The organism is Streptomyces sp. T028 (genome assembly GCF_048159505.1).
Classification (GTDB): Bacteria; Actinomycetota; Actinomycetes; order Streptomycetales; family Streptomycetaceae; genus Streptomyces.
The window spans coordinates 64354-81564 of the sequence record NZ_JBLRVZ010000008.1 but is presented as its reverse complement, the minus strand read 5'-3'; the positions used below and the strand labels follow the sequence as shown (position 1 = coordinate 81564).

Sequence of the window (17211 nt, the reverse complement as noted above, 5' to 3'; positions counted from 1 at the left end):
GCCTCCCCGCGTTCATGCCGATCGGCGTGCGATACCTCCCTGTCCCTGCGAGGAGACACCCGATGCACACCCCGCTCCGCCCCCGCGCCCGAACACTTCTGGCCACCGGCTGCTGCGCCGCCCTCGGCGCCGGCCTGCTCGCCGGCGCGGGCACCGCCACCGCCGACGAGCCCGGCCCCGCCCAGGCCCGCCCCGGGTCCAAGGTCGTGGGCTACTTCACCGACTGGGGCATCTACGGCCGCCAGTACTACGTCAAGAACATCGAGACCTCCGGCTCCGCCGACCGGCTCACGCACATCAACTACGCCTTCGGCAACGTCACCGACGGCAAGTGCGCCCTCGGCGACTCCTGGGCCGACACCGACAAGCCGTTCACCGCCGAGGAGTCGGTGGACGGGGTCGCCGACACCGCGGACCAGCCGCTCAGCGGCAACTTCAACCAGCTGCGCAAGCTGAAGAAGCTGCACCCGAACCTCAAGGTCATCTGGTCGTTCGGCGGCTGGAGCTGGTCCGGCGGCTTCGGCGAGGCGGCCAAGGACCCGGCGGCCTTCGCGCAGTCCTGCTACGACCTGGTCGAGAACTCCAAGTGGGCCGACGTCTTCGACGGCATCGACATCGACTGGGAGTACCCCAACGCCTGCGGTCTGACCTGCGACACCAGCGGCCGCGAGGCCTTCCGGGACGTCATGAAGGCGCTGCGGGAGAAGTTCGGCAAGCGCGAGCTGGTCACGGCGGCGATCACCGCGGACGCCACCAGCGGCGGCAAGATCGACGCGGCGAACTACGCGGGCGCGGCACGATACGTCGACTGGTACAACCCGATGACGTACGACTACTTCGGCGCCTGGGCGGCCACCGGTCCCACAGCCCCGCACTCGCCCCTGCACTCCTACCCCGGCATTCCGCAGCAGGGCTACGACACCGCCAGCACCATCGCCAAGCTCAAGAGCCTGGGTATCCCCTCGTACAAGCTGCTGCTCGGCATCGGCTTCTACGGGCGCGGCTGGACCGGCGTGACCCAGGCGAAGCCGGGCGGCACGGCCACCGGTCCCGCGGCAGGGACGTACGAGGACGGCAACGAGGACTACAAGGTCCTCAAGGCCAAGTGCCCGGCGACCGGCACCGTCGGCGGCACCGCCTACGCCAAGTGCGGCAATGACTGGTGGAGTTACGACACCCCGAGGACCATCAAGGGGAAGATGAAGTACAAGGACGCCCAGCACCTGGGCGGCACCTTCTTCTGGGAGCTCAGCGGGGACACGGCGAACGGCGAGCTGATCCACGCGATCAACTGATCCTGTTCGCCGGACGCCTGGGGCGGAGGACCACGACCCTCCGCCCCTTCGGCGTACTCAGTCCCTGCGGGCCGGCTTCGGTGCCGGGAAGGAGGGGTCGACCTCCTCGATCGCGCGCAGGGTCCCACCCAGCGTCTTCACCAGAAGGTCGCACATGACGTCGCGGGAGAGTTCGGGGCGGTCGATCCAGTCGAGGGTGGCGCCCTCGACGCTGCACACCCAGGACAGCAGGGCCATCCGGGGCAGCGGCGGGATGCCGCTGTCGCCGTAGGCTCCCTCCGCGAGGGTCGCGACGATCGCCGCGCGCACCCCGTCCCGGATGGCGTGCACCTCGGTGTCGAAGCCGACCCCGCCGCTGACGATCGTACGGAAGGCGGCCTGGTTGTGCTCGGCGTAGCGCAGATAGCCGTCGATGGTGCGCTGGACCCGGTCCACCTGGGGCAGTTCCAGACCGCTGGCGGCGAAGGAGACCAGGTCGGCGACGGAGTCCTGGACGATGGCCAGGTAGTAACCGCGCTTCGACTGGAAGTAGTAGTAGATCAGCCCCTTGGCGACGTGCGCCTGCCGGGCGATGTCGTCCATCGAGAGCGCGTCGTAGGACGTGTCGGCGAACAACTTGCGCCCGATGGTGATGAGTTCGGCGCGACGCGCCAGTGAGCGCTCGGTTCCCCGCGCCCGGGGACGGACGGCGTCGCGCTGTTGGCTGATATTCAATTCGACCTGGTCTCCAACGGTCGGTGGGACGACGTCAGTATGTCAGGTCGAACCGCGGGGCAGGTCACACCGCCAACAGGCCGAACAGCACAGGTCAGAGCAGTCCGACGGCCACGCCCACGTCCTCCAGTGCCGCGCGCTGGCGCGCGCTGGGCCGTACCGGGAAGTACAGGTAGCACACGCCGCCGCTCCCGGAGACGACCTTGCCCGCGGCGTTGTGCCGTTTGGTCCTGAGCCAGATGTTCTCGAACTGCCGCCGCGCGTACACACGTCGCACCGAGGCGTCGTCCGCCGAGTAGGGGTCGTTGGCGATCACATCACCGTCGGCCGTGAACCCGATCACGGTCATCAGGTGCCCGGCCGTGCCGTACCCCGCCCCGGTGAGCTCCTCCTTGAGGAACGACTGGGACGTCATGGCCGGAATGCCGGCCTCGATCAGCGTCTCCAGGTCGGTGAGGGACGTCAGCCGGGTGACCACGCCCTGGAGGCCGTCGAAGGTGCCCGCGTAGGCGGCGTTGAACGGCCAGTTGCCGCAGCCGGCGTACTGGTGGTCGTACGTGTACCGGGCCGCGTGGCACACCTGCGGGTCGGCATAGGACGGGTCGACCCACTTCAGCTGCGCGGGGGTGAGCCGGCCGCCCCAGTACTCGATGATCATCTGGGAGGAGGTGGGACTGCACCAGGCCTCGCCGCCGTTGTCGTACTGCGGGTACTGGCCCTGGTGGATCTCCTGCGAGTAGCGCGGGACCGCCAGCTCGCGCGCGAGGCCGGGGACCGAAGCCGGGACGGTGAAGCGGTCCGGGATGTCGGACCCCATCACGCCCAGCCGCCACACGGTCGGGGTGAGGGCCGCGCCCGGGCGGCGGTACAGGGTCAGCCGGGTGCGGTACGAGGTGAGGCGCAGGCCCGTCGCGATGTCGTCGACGGCGAGGGTGTCGGTCCAGACGGTGCTCCTGCCGTCGGTCTGGCCGTCGACCGAGGTCCGCTTGATGTCCTGGTCGCCCGAGGCCCAGCGGCCCATCACGTACCAGGGGGTGTCGCCGCCGTCGGAGTACGTCGCCCGCAGTTCCACCTGGAGCCAGGTGCCGGCCGGGGTGCTCGCGTTCCAGGAGGCGATCGCCTCGGTGGCGGGGACGGCGAGCCGGTGGACGGGGGACGTCCAGGTCGCGTACTCCCAGTCGGCGGTGGTGTCGGCGTGCGGGTCGGCGTAGGCCGAGGTGCCGAGGGGGCTGCCGAGGACCAGGCCGGGCCGGTCGCCCGCGACGGCACGGGTGCCCTCCGCGGAGCCCGAGTTCCAGTCGGCGTACGTGAGCCAGGAGCGGAGGTCGACGGGCCGGGCCGTGGCGGACTCCGCGGCCGGGGCTGCGGCCATGGCCTCGGCGTCCGGGGTCTCGACGGGTGATGCGGCGTCCGGGTTCGCGCCGGGATCCGGGACGGCACGGGCCGGGACCGTGCCGCCCGCCACCGCGACGGCGACCGCCGCGGTGAGGACCGCTCTGCGGGAGGGGTGGTCTGAGCTGCTCATGGGCGGAAGGACCCCCAGGGTGTCCGGTGCACGACTGTGCGCCCACTATGAGCGCGGGCGGCCACGCCCACCAGCACCGCCGCCTGTGGAGGTCCCCCGTGTCGCACTAGACTTCCACGCCGTGCACGCCCGTATCCCGCATCCCGCCCTGTGAAGCCCCCAGGACCCGCCGTCCGTCGGCTCGCCGCCCGGCTGCGCCGGCTCCCCCCGTCCTGCGGCCCGGTCCGTCTGGTCGGGATCGACGGGCACGCGGGCTCCGGGAAGTCCACCTTCGCGGGTCGGCTGGCCGACGCGCTCGGCGGTGCGCCGGTGCTGCACCTCGACGACATCGCCAGCCATGCGGAGTTGTTCGCGTGGACCGGGCGGGTGATGGGCGAGGTGATCGAGCCGTTCGGCCGCGGCGAGACCGCGCACTACTCCCCCTACGACTGGCGCGAGCGCCGCTTCGGTCCGCCCCGGCCGCTGCCGGTGGCGCCCGTCGTCCTGATCGAGGGGGTCGGCGCGGGCCGCCGCGCGTTGCGTCCGCATCTGGCCTGTCTGCTGTGGCTGGAGATGACGCCCGAGGAGGCCTGGGCGCGCGGGCGGTCGCGGGACGGGGAGGAGCAGCGGGAGTTCTGGGACGGCTGGGTCCGCGCGGAGGTACGCCACTTCTCGGACGACCCTTCGCGCCCTTATGCCGGGCTGCTGGTACGGCAGTTGATCGAGGGGTACGAGGTACTGCCGGGGCCGCTGGGAGGCCCCGCCGGACACCCGGATGTCACCCACCGTGAGGGACCACCCGCGATGTGGTGAACGTGTGAAGGGTTCTGCGCTCGAACTTCGCCAAGTGCCTCAACTTCGCTTGACCGACGGCCCGTACAGGACTTACGTTCTCAATGTGCGGCTATGGCAGCCGCCCCAAGTCGCGAAGCCCCCGGTTGTTCCCCCGTGATCGGGGGCTTCGTTCTGCCCTCGTACCGCTTCGCACGCCCTTTTCCGGACGCGCCACGGCGCCGTCCGCTCACCGAGGGTCACCATGCCGGGATGCGCCCCGTCCGCTCCCACCTCGTCAAACGGCCTGGGCGGCACCCTTCGGCAGGCACTCCTCCGCAGGTACGATGCCCTCGGTGCGACCTACGGACAGCTGCTTCGCGCACCTTGCAACTCCGGTCCGCGGCACAGCGGTTCGACCAAGGCGCCGGCGGGCGAGGGCCCGGTGGCAAACCGACGGGGGCACGGTTTGTGGGGGACGTGATGGACTTCGGCACGCAGGGCCTGGAGGCCCCGGCCGACCTCGCCTGGCTACGAGGCGTGGACGCCTACACCATGGGCGCGTATCCGCAGGCGGAGGAGGAGTTCCGCACGGCGGTGCGGATCGACCCCGGGATGGCCGACGGCTGGCTCGGGCTGCACGCGCTGCGCGTGGACACGACGACCGCGCTGCTGCGGATGTTCCGGCACCGGGACCGCTTCGGCGAACAGCGCACACGGCACCGCCGTACGCTCAACTCCTGGTACTGGCTGGGCTGGTGGGTGCAGCCGGTGCTGGAGAGCCCGCGCGATCTGCTGCTCGCGCACGCCTCGCACTGGCTGGACGGCCGCCACGTACCCGAGCTGGACCGGGCGCTTGCCGGGCTCCCGCCCGTCGACACCGATCACCAGGTCCGCTTCCTGCACGCCTGCCGGGCCTATCTGGTCAAGGACTGGGAGCAGCTCGTCCGGCACACCGACCCGCTCCTGGACGACCCCCTCCTCGGTATCGAGGCCGGGCTGTTCGGCGGGATGGCCCGAGTCCGGCTGGAGACGTACGGCCAGGCCGAACCGCTGCTCTCCGCCGCCCTGATGCGCTGCCGCAGCGAGCAGCCGCAGCGCAAGGAACTGCGGTACTGGCTGGCCCGGGCCCACGAGGGCACCGGCCGCTCGGCCGCCGCGCTCCCCCTGTACCGGGCGGTGCACCGGGTCGACCCCGCGTTCATGGACACCTCGGCCCGGCTCGCCGCGATCGCCGAGGGCGACGGCTACGACGATCCCTCCGACCTCGCGGCGATCACGCTCACCGGGATCGGGCAGGATGTGGGGGACGGCCCGGACGTCCTCGATCCGCTGTTCGGCACCGAGGGCCGGGATCTGAAGCTCACCGAGCCGTCCGATCTGCCGCCCGTGGGGCCGCTGCCGTCGGTCGGCGATCCGGCGGTCCGTGCGAAGACGGTCGTGGGGTCCCCGCTGCCGGCCGGGCCCACCGACCCCGGCTTACTCGAGGAGGCGCTCGCCGAACTGGAGCGCATGGTGGGCCTGGAACCGGTGAAACGCCAGGTCAAGGCGCTGTCGGCGCAGCTCAACATGGCCCGGCTGCGTGCCGGGCAGGGCCTTCCGGTCCAGCCGCCCAAACGGCATTTCGTCTTCTCCGGCCCGTCCGGCACCGGCAAGACCACCGTGGCCCGCATCCTCGGCCGGGTCTTCTACGCCCTCGGGCTGCTCGGCGGCGACCACCTGGTGGAGGCCCAGCGGGCCGACCTGGTCGGCGAGTATCTCGGCCAGACGGCCGTCAAGGCCAACGAGCTCATCGACTCCGCCCTCGGCGGTGTCCTCTTCGTGGACGAGGCGTACTCGCTCTCCAACTCCGGGTACGGCAAGGGGGACGCGTACGGCGACGAGGCGCTGCAGGTGCTGCTGAAGCGGGCCGAGGACAACCGGGACCATCTCGTGGTGATCCTGGCCGGCTACCCGGAGGGCATGGACCGGCTCCTCGCCGCCAACCCCGGGCTGTCCTCCCGCTTCACGACCCGCGTCGACTTCCCCTCGTACCGTCCCCTCGAACTCACCTCCATCGGCGAGGTGCTGGCCGCCGGGAACGGTGACGTGTGGGACGAGGAGGCGCTCGACGAGCTGCGCTCGATCGCCGGGCACGTCGTCGACCAGGGGTGGATCGATGAACTGGGCAACGGGCGGTTTCTGCGGACTCTGTACGAGAAGAGCTGTGCGTACCGGGATCTGCGGTTGTCCACGTATCCCGGGGCGCTGACTCGTGACGACTTGTCGACACTGCGGTTGCCGGATCTGATGCAGGCGTACGGCGAGGTGCTGTCGGGGCGGGGGCCGCAGGATCCGTCGGCGATGTAGTGGGGCGTGCTGGTGCGGACAGGTGGGTTCGCTTGCCCGCGGGTGCGGGGTGCCGCTGCGCCCACCCGTGCCGCCCCAGCGGCACGACTGCCCGCAGCTGCGTGGGACGACGCAGCTGCGCTAGCCGGCCATCGCCTCCTCCGGCTCGCCGCTTGCTCTTGGTTCCGTCAGTCTGACTTCTGGTACGTCGCGGTGGGCCGGGTCTGTTACCTCGCCGACCAGGAGTTCCAGTACGTCCTCCAGGGCGGCCAGGCCCAGGACCTTGCCGGAGGCGTCCGCGACCTGGGCGAGGTGGGTGGCGGCACGGCGCATCACCGTCAGGGCGTCGTCCAGGGGGAGGTCGGAGCGGAGGGTCGTCATCGGGCGCCACAGCTGCTGGGGTACCGCGCGCTCGGAGTCCTCCACGTCGAGGACGTCCTTCACATGGACATAGCCCATGAAGGCGCCGTTCTCGGCGGCGACGGGGAAGCGCGAGTAACCCGTGCGGGCGGTGAGCTCGACGATCTGGCCGGGCGTGACCGACGGGGGCACCGTGATCAGCGACTCGCGCTTGAGGAGGACGTCGGTGATCGGGCGGGAGCCCAGTTCCAGGGCGTCCTCCAGGCGTTCCTGCTCCTCGGGGTCGAGGAGGCCCGCCTGGCCGGAGTCCTCCAGCAGGCGGTTGAGCTGCTCGCTGGTGACGACGGCCTCGACCTCGTCCTTGGGCTCGACCCGGAAGACCCTCAGGATGGCCTGGGCGCAGGCGCCGAGGCCTACGGTGATCGGCCGGCAGACGCGCGCGAAGGCGACCAGCCCCGGGCTGAGCCACAGGGCCGCCTTCTCGGGGGCCGCCATCGCGAGGTTCTTCGGGACCATCTCGCCGATGACGAGGTGGAAGAAGACCACGGCGGCCAGGGCGATGACATAGCCCAGCGGGTGGATCATGCCGTGCGGGAGGTGGATCCACTCGAAGAACGGCTCCAGCAGCTCGGCCACGGTCGGCTCGGCGACCGCGCCGAGGGTGAGGGAGCAGACGGTGATGCCGAACTGGGCGGCGGCCATCATCTGCGGCAGGCGCTCCAGGCCGTAGAGGACCTGACGGGCACGGGCCGTGCCCAGGGGCTCGATCTGGCTGCGGCGGACGGAGACGAGCGCGAACTCGGCGCCGACGAAGAAACCGTTGGCCAGCACGAGCAGGGCGGCGAAGACGAGTTGGAGAACGCTCATCGGGCGGCCTCCGCGACCTGACCGGCCTGGTCTGCCTGGACGAGCAGGCCGACGTGGACCAGCCGGACCCGTTCGGCCCGGTAGTGGCCGACCCGGCGCACCGACAGCCGCCAGCCGGGCAGTTCCGCCCGGTCGCCGACGGCAGGGATACGTCCGAGCAGGTCGGCGACGAGCCCGGCGACCGTCTCGTACGGCCCCTCGGGCACCTCGAGGCCTATCCGCAGGAGGGTGTCGACCCGGCAGCTGCCGTCGACGTCCCAGGCGGGCTTGCCCTCCTCGGGCGGGGCGGCGGCCAGTTCGGGGGTGTCCTGGCCGTCGTGCTCGTCGCGGACCTCTCCGACGATCTCCTCGACGATGTCCTCCAGGGTGACCACGCCGGCCGTGCCGCCGTACTCGTCGACGACGACGGCGATGGGCTGCTCGCTGCGCAGCCGGGCCAGCAGGGGCTGGACGGGCAGGGTCTCGGGGACCAGCAGCGCCGGGCGGGCGATCCGGGCGACCGGGGTGCGCAGCCGGTCCTGGACGGGAACGGCCAGGGCGTCCTTGAGGTGGGCCATGCCGACGATCTCGTCGATCTTCTCGCGGTAGACGGGGAAGCGGGACAGGCCGGTGGCCCGGGTCAGGTTGACCACGTCCTCGGCGGTGGCCGAGGACTGCAGGGCGCTGACCTTCACGCGCGGGGTCATCACGTGCTGCGCGGTGAGCTCGGCGAGGGACAGGGTGCGGACGAACAGGTCGGCCGTGTCCTGTTCGAGGGCGCCGGCCTGGGCCGAGTGGCGGGCCAGGGAGACGAGTTCACCGGGAGTACGGGCGGAGGCCAGCTCCTCGGTGGGTTCGACGCCCAGGGCGCGCACCAGCCGGTTGGCGACAGTGTTGAGGCCCGCGATCACCGGCCGGAAGAGGCGGGAGAACGCGTGCTGCGGGCCGGCGACGAACCGCGCGACCTGGAGGGGCTTGGACACCGCCCAGTTCTTGGGCACGAGTTCGCCGATCACCATCTGGACGGCGGAGGCCAGCAGCATGCCGACGACCACGGCGACACCGGAGACGGCGCCCTCCGGGATGCCGATCGCGGTGAACGGGGTGTGCAGCAGCTCCGCGAGCGCCGGTTCGGCGAGCATGCCGACGACGAGCGACGTGATGGTGATGCCGAGCTGGGTGCCGGAGAGCTGGAACGACAGCTCCTTGAGCGACTCCACGACCGTACCGGCTCGTTTGTCGCCTTCGGCGGCGGCCTTCTCCGCCTCCGGCCGCTCGACCGTGACGAGGCCGAACTCGGCGGCCACGAAGAAGCCGTTGGCCAGGATGAGCAGGAACGCGGCTGCCAGGAGCAGTAGGGGGATGGTCATGATGCCGCCGCCTCCGGGACATGCCGGATGGGGGCGGCGCAGGTACTACAGGACGAACCGTCCATCGCCGGAGAGGGTCACTCCTCGGGTAGCAGGAAACCCCTGTGCACCGGCAGGGCACCACAGGGGTGGAGGCACAAGGGGAACGCCTCCGTCACCAGATTAATCAAGACAGGGGCTTTTGCGGCAGGGTGGACGCCCCCCGAGTCAGCCCTGATCTTGCTCGGTGGACGTCTCGGGGTCCCGGATGGAGCGCGCCTCGACGAGCCCGCGCAGCGCCCGGGCGTCCGTGATGGCCTGCTGCTTGTTGATGCCGGGCTGGATGCCGAGCGCGGGCAGGCTGGTGCCGTCGGTGAGGTTCAGGAACACCCAGGGGTCGCCCGGACGGAGGTTCACCTGGATGATCTCGGCCCAGTCGAGCCGCCGCTTTGTGGCGATGTTCACCACGGTGACCCCGGCGTCGTCGGCGACGACGCGGACGCGCGCGAGCTGGGCCAGCGCCCAGAAGATCAGGGCGCCGGTGACGACGAAACTCAGCCGCTCCCCCGGGCCGAGCTGCTCCAGCAGCATGGCGACGCCGGAGATGACGAGGAAGATCGCCACTCCGGCCGAGAGCAGCACCGCGCGGGTGCGGCCCGGCCGGAAGGTGACAGGGAGGGTGGGCAGCTCGCTGCCCGGAAGTTCGGACATGTTCCCGGTGGAGGTCGAGGTCAGAGGCGGCAGGCGTGGATGGCCGTGGTCAGGATCGCGCGGGCGCCGATGTCGTACAGGTCGTCCATGATCCGCTGGGCCTCCTTGGCGGGGACCATGGCGCGGACGGCGACCCAGCCCTCGTTGTGCAGCGGCGAGACGGTCGGCGACTCCAGGCCCGGGGTCAGCGCGACGGCCTTCTCCAGCTGCTCGACGCGGCAGTCGTAGTCCATCATCACGTAGGTCCGGGCGACCAGGACGCCCTGGAGGCGGCGCAGGAACTGCTGCACCTTGGGCTCGGCCTCGTCGCGCTCCGCGCCGGTGCGGCGGATCACGACGGCCTCGGACTTCATGATGGGCTTGCCGAAGACCTCCAGGCCCGCATTGCGCAGCGAGGTACCGGTCTCGACGACGTCGGCGATGACCTCGGCGACGCCCAGCTCTATGGCGGTCTCGACGGCGCCGTCGAGGTGGACGACGGAGGCGTCGATGCCGTGCTCGGCGAGGTGGCCCTCGACGATGCCCTCGTACGAGGTGGCGACCGTCCGGCCCTTGAGGTCCTCGACGCCGTTCGCCGTGCCCGGCTTGGCGGCGAAGCGGAACGTGGAGCGGGCGAATCCGAGCGGGAGGATCTCCTCGGCCTCGGCACCGGAGTCGATCAGCAGGTCGCGGCCGGTGATGCCGATGTCGAGCTTGCCGGAGGACACGTAGATCGCGATGTCGCGGGGGCGCAGGTAGAAGAACTCGACCTCGTTGGCCGGGTCGACGATCCGCAGCTCCTTGGACTCGCGGCGCTGCCGGTAGCCGGCCTCATGCAGCATCTCCGCCGCAGGGCCTGACAGGGAACCCTTGTTGGGGACGGCGATGCGCAGCATGAGGTCGGCTTCCTTTGCGTGACGTGGCGTGTCGTGAAGTGTCGTGACGTGTGCGGTGTGGCGGAAAACGGTTTACAGGTGGGCGTAGACGTCGTCCAGCGAGATTCCGCGGGCGACCATCATCACCTGGACGTGGTAGAGCAGCTGCGAGATCTCCTCGGCGGCCGCCTCCTTGCCCTCGTACTCGGCGGCCATCCAGACCTCGGCGGCCTCTTCGACGACCTTCTTGCCGATGGCATGGACGCCCTTCCCGACCAGTTCGGCGGTGCGGGAGGTGGCGGGGTCGCCGGTGGCGGCCTTCTGCTGGAGCTCTGCGAAGAGCTCCTCGAACGTCTTCTTGGACATGGTGCTGCCCACCCTAGCCGTTGTGCCGGCCGACCTACCTCCAGGGTTCAGATACTGAGCGGAGGGTGGCCGCGGTCGCCACCGCCGCCGTCACCGCCTCGTGTCCCTTGTCCTCGTTGGAGCCCTCGATGCCGGCCCGGTCCAGGGCCTGCTCCTCGGTGTCGCAGGTGAGGACGCCGAAGCCGACGGGGACGCCGGTCTCGACGGAGACCTGGGTGAGTCCCTGGGTGACGCCCTGGCACACGTACTCGAAGTGGGGAGTACCGCCGCGGATGACGACACCGAGGGCGACGATCGCGTCGTAGCCGCGGCCCGCGAGGACCTTGGCGACGACCGGGAGTTCCCAGCTGCCGGGGACCCTGAGGAGGGTCGGCTCGTCGATGCCCAGGTCGTGCAGGGCGCGCAGCGCGCCGTCGACCAGACCGTCCATCACCTTCTCGTGCCACTGGGCCGCGATGACGGCGACCCTGAGGTCACCCACATTGCGTACGGACAGTTCCGGTGCGCCCTTGCCGCTCACGTCTCTCCTAGAGGTGTTCTTGCTTACTGGTTGCCGCAGGGGGACACGGGGGCCGTGTCCAGCCAGGGCAGGTCGTGTCCCATCCGGTCCCGCTTGGTGCGCAGGTAGCGGATGTTGTGCTCGCCCGCCTGGACGGGCATCGGCTCGCGTTCGGTGACCGCGATGCCGTGCCGGACGAGCGCGTCGCTCTTGTCGGGGTTGTTGGTCATCAGGCGGACACTGCGCACGCCGAGGTCGGTGAGGATCTGCGCGCCCGCCCCGTAGTCGCGGGCGTCGGCGGGCAGGCCCAGTTCCAGGTTGGCGTCGAGGGTGTCGTGGCCCTGCTCCTGGAGCTCGTACGCCCGCAGCTTGGACAGCAGGCCGATGCCGCGGCCCTCGTGTCCGCGCAGATAGACGACGACTCCCCGGCCCTCGCTCTGGATGCGCTCGAGGGACGCGTCGAGCTGGGGGCCGCAGTCGCAGCGCTGGGAGGCGAAGATGTCGCCGGTGAGGCATTCGGAGTGGACCCGGACCAGGACGTCCTCGCCGTCGCCGATCTCGCCGTGGACGAGGGCGACGTGCTCGACGCCGTCGGCGGTGGAGCGGTAGCCGTACGCGGTGAAGGTGCCGTGGGCGGTGGGCAGCCGGGTCTCGGCCTCGCGGCGGACGGTCGGTTCTGCGCTGCGGCGGTAGGCGATCAGGTCCTCGATGGAGATGATCGTCAGGCCGTGCTTGCGTGCGAACGGGATCAGTTCGGGCAGCCGGAGCATCCGGCCGTCCTCGCCGGCGATCTCGACGATCGCGCCGGCCGGGCGCAGCCCCGCGAGGCGGGCGAGGTCGACGGCGGCCTCGGTGTGGCCGTTGCGGGTCAGGACCCCGCCCGACCGGGCGCGGAGCGGGAAGATGTGGCCCGGGCGGACGAAGTCCGTCGGCTCGGCGTCGCCGCTCGCCAGGAGCCGGAGGGTGGTGGCGCGGTCGGCGGCGGAGATGCCGGTGGTGACGCCGTGGGCGCCGGAGGCGTCGACGGAGACGGTGAAGGCAGTCTTCATCGACTCGGTGTTGTCGTCGACCATCTGAGGGAGCTTCAGCCGGTCCAGTTCGTCGCCCTCCATGGGGGCGCAGATCAGGCCGCGGCACTCGCTCATCATGAAGGCGATGATCTCGGGGGTGGCCTTCTCCGCGGCGACGACGAGGTCGCCCTCGTTCTCGCGGTCCTCGTCGTCGACGACGACGATCGGGCGGCCGGCCGCTATGTCGGCGATGGCCTGTTCGACGGGGTCGAGGGTGAGGTCGTCGAGGCCGTCGGTGCTGTACAGGATCGGTGCCGTGCTCATGCCGGCGCTCCTTCCAGGGTGGGCCGCGCGGCCTTGCGGGAACGCAGCCACCAGTCGCGCATGCCCCACAGGACGAGCGCGCCGTAGATGACGTAGACGAAGCCGGAGAAGGCGTAGCCGTTGGCGAAGTTGAGGGGCACGCCGACCAGGTCGACGAGCAGCCAGGCGATCCAGAACTCGGTCATGCCGCGTGCCTGGGCGTACATGGCGACGATGGTGCCGACGAAGATGTAGGCGTCCGGCCAGGGGTCCCAGGACAGGGACGGGTAGGCCTTGAAGAGGAGGGCCACGGCGACCGTGCCGAGGGCGGCGGCGCCGAGCATGGCCGCGCGCTCGGTCCAGGTGGCGAAACGCGGCGCGATGTGACCGTCGCCCGACCGGCCCCTGCTCCGGTTCCACTGCCACCAGCCGTACAGGGCGACGCCCATGACGACGGCCTGCTTGCCCGCGCTGCCGGTGAGGTGGCCGAAGAAGGCCCCGAAGAGGATGAGCCCGGAGAGGAACTGCACCGGCCAGCTCCACAGGGAGCGCTGCCAGCCGAGGGCGAGGGCGATGAGGCCGAGGATGTTGCCGATCATGTCCGACCAGAGGATGTGCTGGTCGAACGCGACGAACGCCTCGGAGTTCAGCCAGTTCACCGGCCCGCTCCCTGCTGTGCGGTGGTCAGCAGGCGCTCGACGTACTTGGCGACGATGTCGACCTCGAGGTTGACGGGGTCGCCGGGCTGCTTGAGGCCGAGCGTGGTCAGGGCGAGGGTGGTGGGGATCAGGCTCACGGTGAAGTAGTCGGGGCCGGCCTCGACGACCGTGAGGCTGATGCCGTCGACGGTGATGGAGCCCTTCTCGACGACGTACCGCGCGAGGTCGGCGGGGAGGGAGACCTTGACGATCTCCCAGTTCTCGGAGGGCCTGCGCTCCAGGACCTGCCCGGTGCCGTCGACGTGGCCCTGCACGATGTGCCCGCCGAGGCGCGACCCGACGGCGGTGGGACGTTCGAGGTTGACGCGGGAGCCGACGCCGAGGGAGCCGAGGCTGGAGCGGTCGAGGGTCTCCGCCATGACGTCGGCCGTGAACTCGTCGCCCTCGTGTTCGACGACGGTGAGACAGACCCCGTTCACGGCGATGGAGTCGCCGTGCTTCGCGCCGTCGGTGACGACGGGGCCGCGCAGCCGGAAGCGGGAGGCGTCGCCGAGATTCTCGACGGCGGTGACCTCACCCAGCTCTTCGACGATTCCGGTGAACACTTCCCGGGTCCTCCTGCCTCGTTCGGGCACGGACTCCGGGGCCTGTCGATGACGACAGCAGACACGAGCGGGGACTCCGGGGGCGACGCCGACAGACTCGTCCATCTGGACGAGTACACATACGGCGGCGCGCACGAATGCCCGCCCGCCGCGCACTGCCTCCCATCCGGACTTTAACCGTCGGTCCAGGAATTTCACCTGGTCAACCGGCCACTGGACGTGACCGGGTCGCGGACTGTAACCGCCGGTTCGGACTTTCACCGACCCCGGAGTGCGCTGCTTTAGGTACAGGGCCAGTGTGCCACGCCCGATCGTCGTCCATACGGGCGAAGTGTGTGGGCTCGCTCACAGGGCGTACCGCTGGACTTGTCGCACGGATTCGGCCGTCCCAACTTGCCGCACCGGGAGCACATCTGACGCCTGGTCCAGACCTATTGACCAGGCTGGTCTAGTCCTCTTAGGCTCATTCGGTGCGGTCCGGCGGTGGTGACGACGGCCCTTGCCCGCTGCCGGACCCTCCCCCGACCTCGCGTACCGGATGCGGTGTACATGCTGCGGGAGGCGTTCGCGTACAGCCACCGGGACATCCCGGGGACGCTGGATCTGAGCGAGGCCAACCGCCGGGGGCGAGGTCACCGCAGCCAGGCGGCCGGTCGAGGGTCGCGAGAAGGTGCTGCGGTTCCTGGCCGGCGGGTTCAGGGGCTTCGCGGCCGGGCCCACGTACACCGCCGCCGAGCTCAACGGCGCACCGGCGGCGCTCGCCCGGGACGGCGACACGCTGGTGGCCGTGATCGGCTTCGACTGCGGCGCGGACGGGATCACCGGGCTGCGGGCGGTGCTGAACCCGGACAAGCTGGACTTCGTACGGCGTCAGCTCGCGTGATCACGGGGCCTGTCCGGCGGGGGGTACTTGGTCTCAGCCGACGAACGGCGTTCCATCCGGGGACGTCCGGTGTCCGAAGGGGTTGAACAATGACCACGATCCTGGTGACCGGCGGTACCGGAACTCTCGGCAGGCTCGTCACCGAGCGGCTGCGGGCGGACGGGCACGAGGTGCGGGTGTTGAGCCGGCGCGCTCAGCCCTACGCCGTCGACCTGCGGGAAGGCGGGCCGGGACTGGACACGGCCCTGGCCGGTGTGGACACGGTCGTGCACTGCGCGACCACCCCGCGCGGGGGCGACGAGCAGGCGGTCACGCAGCTGATCGAGGCGGCCCGCGGGGCGGGGGTACGGCACCTCGTGTACATCTCGATCGTCGGGGTGGACCGGGTGCCGTTCGGCTACTACAAGACGAAGCTGGCCGTGGAGAAGCTGGTGGTGGACTCGGGGCTGGGCTGGACCGTGCTGCGCGCGACCCAGTTCCACGATCTGCTGCTCCAGCTGTTCGAAGGGCTGGCCAGGGTGCCGGTGCTGGTCCTGCCGGCCGGGGTGCGCGACCAGCCGGTGGAGGTGGCCGAGGTCGCCGACCGGCTCGCCGAGCTGGCGGCCGGGGCACCGGCGGGGCGCGTCGAGGACATGGCGGGGCCCGAGGTCCGTACGTTGGAGTCGCTGGCCCGTGCGTATCTGAAGGCGAGCGGCAAGCGGCGCCGGGTGGTGAACGTGCCGCTGTTCGGCGCGGCCTACCGGGGTTTCCGGGCGGGCGGCCACCTCGCACCGGAACGGGCCGTCGGGAAGGGGACGTTCGAGGCGTACCTGGCGGCACGCGCGCGTAAGTCTCGGTGAGCGGCATGCGCGGGCCCGTCGCCACCATGCGTCATGGTGTCCCGAAGAGCTCCTCCTGCGCGGACTCCCGGGCCGTGAGCAGCGCTCCGCGCAGGACCGCCGCGCCGCCCAGGGCGCTCGGCCGGACCTCGGTGGGCAGGGGCGTCATCCGCCGGAGCCGCTCCGCCACCCGCCCGGCCAGCTCCGGCCCTCCCACCTGCCCGACCTCGCCCCCGAGGACCACACACCCGGGGTCGAGAACGGCGACGACGGAGGCGACCCCGAGGGAGATGCGGTCGGCGAGGGCGTCGAGGAAGAGGGGTGCCTGCTCCGAGCCACCGCGCAGGGCTTCCCGCACCACCGCCGCGCCCACCGGCTCCTCACCCTCCGCGCGTGCCGTCAGCCCGTGCTCCCCCGCCAGTGCGGTGATCGCCGCCGAGCCGGCCAGGGAGTGGAAACCTCCCTCACAGTCCGTGGCCGAGGGGAGCCCGGTCGTGCCCGGGACCGGAAGGAAACCTATCTCTCCGGTGCCACCGGAGGCGCCGCGGCGCAGGGTGCCGTCGAGGACCACGGCGGCGCCGGTGCCGTGGCCGAGCCAGAGCAGGACGAAGGTGTCGCGGTCCCGGGCGGCGCCCTCCCGCTGTTCGGCGAGGGCGGCGAGGTTGGTCTCGTTCTCGACGCTCACGCGCGCGTGGGGGAACCGTTCCTGAAGGGCCGCCACCAGTCGGCGGTGCCACTCGGGCAGACCGATGGAGTTGCGCAGTTCGCCGCAGGCCGGGTCGATCAGCCCGGGCGCGCCGATGCCGACGGTGTGCGGACGGTCGGCGCCGGCCTCCTTCACGGTCCGCTCGACCAGCGTCACCGCCTGCTCCACGGCCGGCCCGGTGCCGGTGTCGCCGCCGATCGGCACGGACGCCTCCGCCAGCACCCGGCCCACCAGGTCGGACACGCGCACGGCGACCCCCTCGGTGCGCACGTCCAGGGCCGCCAGATGGGCACGGTCGGCGACCAGGCCGTACAGCTTGGCGTTCGGGCCGCGCCGCTGCTCCCCCGCCTCCCCCACCACCTTGATCAGACCGGCGGCGGTGAGGCGTTCGACGAGGTCGGCGACCGTCGGCCGGGACAGGCCGGTGAGTTCCTTCAACCGTCCCGCCGTCAACGGACCTTCGTCCTGCAGCAGTCGCAGGGCCAGCCGGTCGTTGATGGCCCGGGCGGTGCGAGGGGATGCGGGCATGCGGGGATCCTCCCACGGGCCGGATCATGGACAGTCCGAGAGCGCTCTCTTTTTATCAGGCAGGGTTCCTGATAGTTTACGACGGCGCCGCGCCGGAGCTGC

17 protein-coding genes and 1 riboswitch are annotated in these 17211 nt (G+C 71.1%); of the genes, 5 read left to right on the top strand and 12 right to left on the bottom strand.

What is annotated here, in order from left to right; genetic code table 11:
- Positions 1 to 62 precede the first annotated feature (62 nt).
- Positions 63 to 1295 (top strand): glycoside hydrolase family 18 protein, encoded by a 1233-nt coding sequence (locus ACLZN2_RS08565; protein ID WP_416977762.1) that lies wholly within the window; start codon positions 63 to 65, stop codon positions 1293 to 1295.
- A 57-nt stretch (positions 1296 to 1352) separates the two neighbouring features.
- Here ACLZN2_RS08565 and ACLZN2_RS08560 read toward each other — a convergent pair whose 3' ends face one another.
- A complete protein-coding gene (locus ACLZN2_RS08560) occupies positions 1353 to 2009 on the bottom strand; it encodes a TetR/AcrR family transcriptional regulator (protein ID WP_416977761.1) in 657 nt (218 codons plus the stop codon).
- Between the two features lie 94 nt (positions 2010 to 2103).
- On the bottom strand, positions 2104 to 3534 hold the full coding sequence (locus tag ACLZN2_RS08555; protein WP_416977760.1) for a peptidase C39 family protein: 1431 nt from the start codon (positions 3532 to 3534) through the stop codon (positions 2104 to 2106).
- A gap of 150 nt (positions 3535 to 3684) precedes the next feature.
- On the opposite strand from ACLZN2_RS08555, the gene ACLZN2_RS08550 reads away from it, so the two are divergent.
- Positions 3685 to 4326 carry a uridine kinase family protein gene (locus ACLZN2_RS08550; protein ID WP_416977759.1) on the top strand — a complete coding sequence of 214 codons (642 nt, stop codon included), beginning with the start codon at positions 3685 to 3687 and terminating at the stop codon, positions 4324 to 4326.
- Positions 4327 to 4767: 441 nt separating this feature from the next.
- On the top strand, positions 4768 to 6633 hold the full coding sequence (locus ACLZN2_RS08545) for an AAA family ATPase (RefSeq protein WP_416977758.1): 1866 nt from the start codon (positions 4768 to 4770) through the stop codon (positions 6631 to 6633).
- Between the two features lie 120 nt (positions 6634 to 6753).
- Here the strand turns inward: ACLZN2_RS08545 and ACLZN2_RS08540 are convergent, their stop codons facing one another.
- The 9 genes from ACLZN2_RS08540 to ACLZN2_RS08500 all read right to left on the bottom strand — a co-directional run bounded on the left by ACLZN2_RS08540 (position 6754) and on the right by ACLZN2_RS08500 (position 14174).
- Positions 6754 to 7839 carry a hemolysin family protein gene (locus ACLZN2_RS08540; RefSeq protein ID WP_416977757.1) on the bottom strand — a complete coding sequence of 362 codons (1086 nt, stop codon included), beginning with the start codon at positions 7837 to 7839 and terminating at the stop codon, positions 6754 to 6756.
- Complete coding sequence (locus ACLZN2_RS08535) at positions 7836 to 9188, bottom strand: hemolysin family protein (RefSeq protein WP_416977756.1); 1353 nt, start codon at positions 9186 to 9188, stop codon at positions 7836 to 7838. Before ACLZN2_RS08535 ends, ACLZN2_RS08540 begins: the two co-directional genes overlap by 4 nt.
- Before the next feature lie 207 nt (positions 9189 to 9395).
- A complete protein-coding gene (locus ACLZN2_RS08530; RefSeq protein WP_416977755.1) occupies positions 9396 to 9878 on the bottom strand; it encodes a PH domain-containing protein in 483 nt (160 codons plus the stop codon).
- Between the two features lie 20 nt (positions 9879 to 9898).
- On the bottom strand, positions 9899 to 10753 hold the full coding sequence (hisG, locus tag ACLZN2_RS08525; RefSeq protein ID WP_416977754.1) for an ATP phosphoribosyltransferase: 855 nt from the start codon (positions 10751 to 10753) through the stop codon (positions 9899 to 9901).
- A gap of 72 nt (positions 10754 to 10825) precedes the next feature.
- Positions 10826 to 11098 carry a phosphoribosyl-ATP diphosphatase gene (locus ACLZN2_RS08520; protein WP_055636932.1) on the bottom strand — a complete coding sequence of 91 codons (273 nt, stop codon included), beginning with the start codon at positions 11096 to 11098 and terminating at the stop codon, positions 10826 to 10828.
- Positions 11099 to 11132: 34 nt separating this feature from the next.
- A complete protein-coding gene (ribH, locus tag ACLZN2_RS08515; protein WP_003988915.1) occupies positions 11133 to 11618 on the bottom strand; it encodes a 6,7-dimethyl-8-ribityllumazine synthase in 486 nt (161 codons plus the stop codon).
- Between the two features lie 23 nt (positions 11619 to 11641).
- Positions 11642 to 12931, bottom strand: a complete 1290-nt coding sequence (locus ACLZN2_RS08510; protein WP_416977753.1) for a bifunctional 3,4-dihydroxy-2-butanone-4-phosphate synthase/GTP cyclohydrolase II — start codon at positions 12929 to 12931, stop codon at positions 11642 to 11644.
- On the bottom strand, positions 12928 to 13569 hold the full coding sequence (locus ACLZN2_RS08505; protein WP_416977752.1) for a nicotinamide mononucleotide transporter family protein: 642 nt from the start codon (positions 13567 to 13569) through the stop codon (positions 12928 to 12930). Before ACLZN2_RS08505 ends, ACLZN2_RS08510 begins: the two co-directional genes overlap by 4 nt.
- Positions 13566 to 14174: a riboflavin synthase gene (locus ACLZN2_RS08500; RefSeq protein ID WP_416977751.1), complete on the bottom strand. Its 609-nt coding sequence runs from the start codon at positions 14172 to 14174 to the stop codon at positions 13566 to 13568. The genes ACLZN2_RS08505 and ACLZN2_RS08500 overlap by 4 nt, the downstream gene beginning before the upstream one ends.
- 148 nt (positions 14175 to 14322) lie before the next feature.
- Positions 14323 to 14453: riboswitch (FMN riboswitch) on the bottom strand.
- 391 nt (positions 14454 to 14844) lie between these two features.
- Here ACLZN2_RS08500 and ACLZN2_RS08495 point away from each other — a divergent pair.
- Positions 14845 to 15057: a hypothetical protein gene (locus ACLZN2_RS08495; protein WP_416977750.1), complete on the top strand. Its 213-nt coding sequence runs from the start codon at positions 14845 to 14847 to the stop codon at positions 15055 to 15057.
- An 89-nt stretch (positions 15058 to 15146) separates the two neighbouring features.
- The gene (locus ACLZN2_RS08490) at positions 15147 to 15896 is read left to right on the top strand and encodes an SDR family oxidoreductase (RefSeq protein ID WP_416977749.1); all 750 of its coding nucleotides are present in this window, start codon (positions 15147 to 15149) and stop codon (positions 15894 to 15896) included.
- Positions 15897 to 15927: 31 nt separating this feature from the next.
- Here ACLZN2_RS08490 and ACLZN2_RS08485 read toward each other — a convergent pair whose 3' ends face one another.
- Entirely contained in the window at positions 15928 to 17109 is a 1182-nt protein-coding gene (locus ACLZN2_RS08485) for an ROK family transcriptional regulator (RefSeq protein ID WP_416977748.1), read from the bottom strand.
- Positions 17110 to 17211 lie beyond the last annotated feature (102 nt).

What these genes read in the sequence shown, in the direction of transcription:
- ACLZN2_RS08565 (WP_416977762.1), top strand. Translation starts at nt 63, where the DNA reads ATGCACACCCCGCTCCGCCCCCGCGCCCGAACACTTCTGGCCACCGGC.
- ACLZN2_RS08555 (WP_416977760.1), bottom strand. Translation starts at nt 3,534, where the DNA reads ATGAGCAGCTCAGACCACCCCTCCCGCAGAGCGGTCCTCACCGCGGCG.
- ACLZN2_RS08545 (WP_416977758.1), top strand. Translation starts at nt 4,768, where the DNA reads ATGGACTTCGGCACGCAGGGCCTGGAGGCCCCGGCCGACCTCGCCTGG.
- ACLZN2_RS08540 (WP_416977757.1), bottom strand. Translation starts at nt 7,839, where the DNA reads ATGAGCGTTCTCCAACTCGTCTTCGCCGCCCTGCTCGTGCTGGCCAAC.
- ACLZN2_RS08535 (WP_416977756.1), bottom strand. Translation starts at nt 9,188, where the DNA reads ATGACCATCCCCCTACTGCTCCTGGCAGCCGCGTTCCTGCTCATCCTG.
- ACLZN2_RS08530 (WP_416977755.1), bottom strand. Translation starts at nt 9,878, where the DNA reads ATGTCCGAACTTCCGGGCAGCGAGCTGCCCACCCTCCCTGTCACCTTC.
- hisG (WP_416977754.1), bottom strand. Translation starts at nt 10,753, where the DNA reads ATGCTGCGCATCGCCGTCCCCAACAAGGGTTCCCTGTCAGGCCCTGCG.
- ACLZN2_RS08520 (WP_055636932.1), bottom strand. Translation starts at nt 11,098, where the DNA reads ATGTCCAAGAAGACGTTCGAGGAGCTCTTCGCAGAGCTCCAGCAGAAG.
- ACLZN2_RS08510 (WP_416977753.1), bottom strand. Translation starts at nt 12,931, where the DNA reads ATGAGCACGGCACCGATCCTGTACAGCACCGACGGCCTCGACGACCTC.
- ACLZN2_RS08490 (WP_416977749.1), top strand. Translation starts at nt 15,147, where the DNA reads ATGACCACGATCCTGGTGACCGGCGGTACCGGAACTCTCGGCAGGCTC.
- ACLZN2_RS08485 (WP_416977748.1), bottom strand. Translation starts at nt 17,109, where the DNA reads ATGCCCGCATCCCCTCGCACCGCCCGGGCCATCAACGACCGGCTGGCC.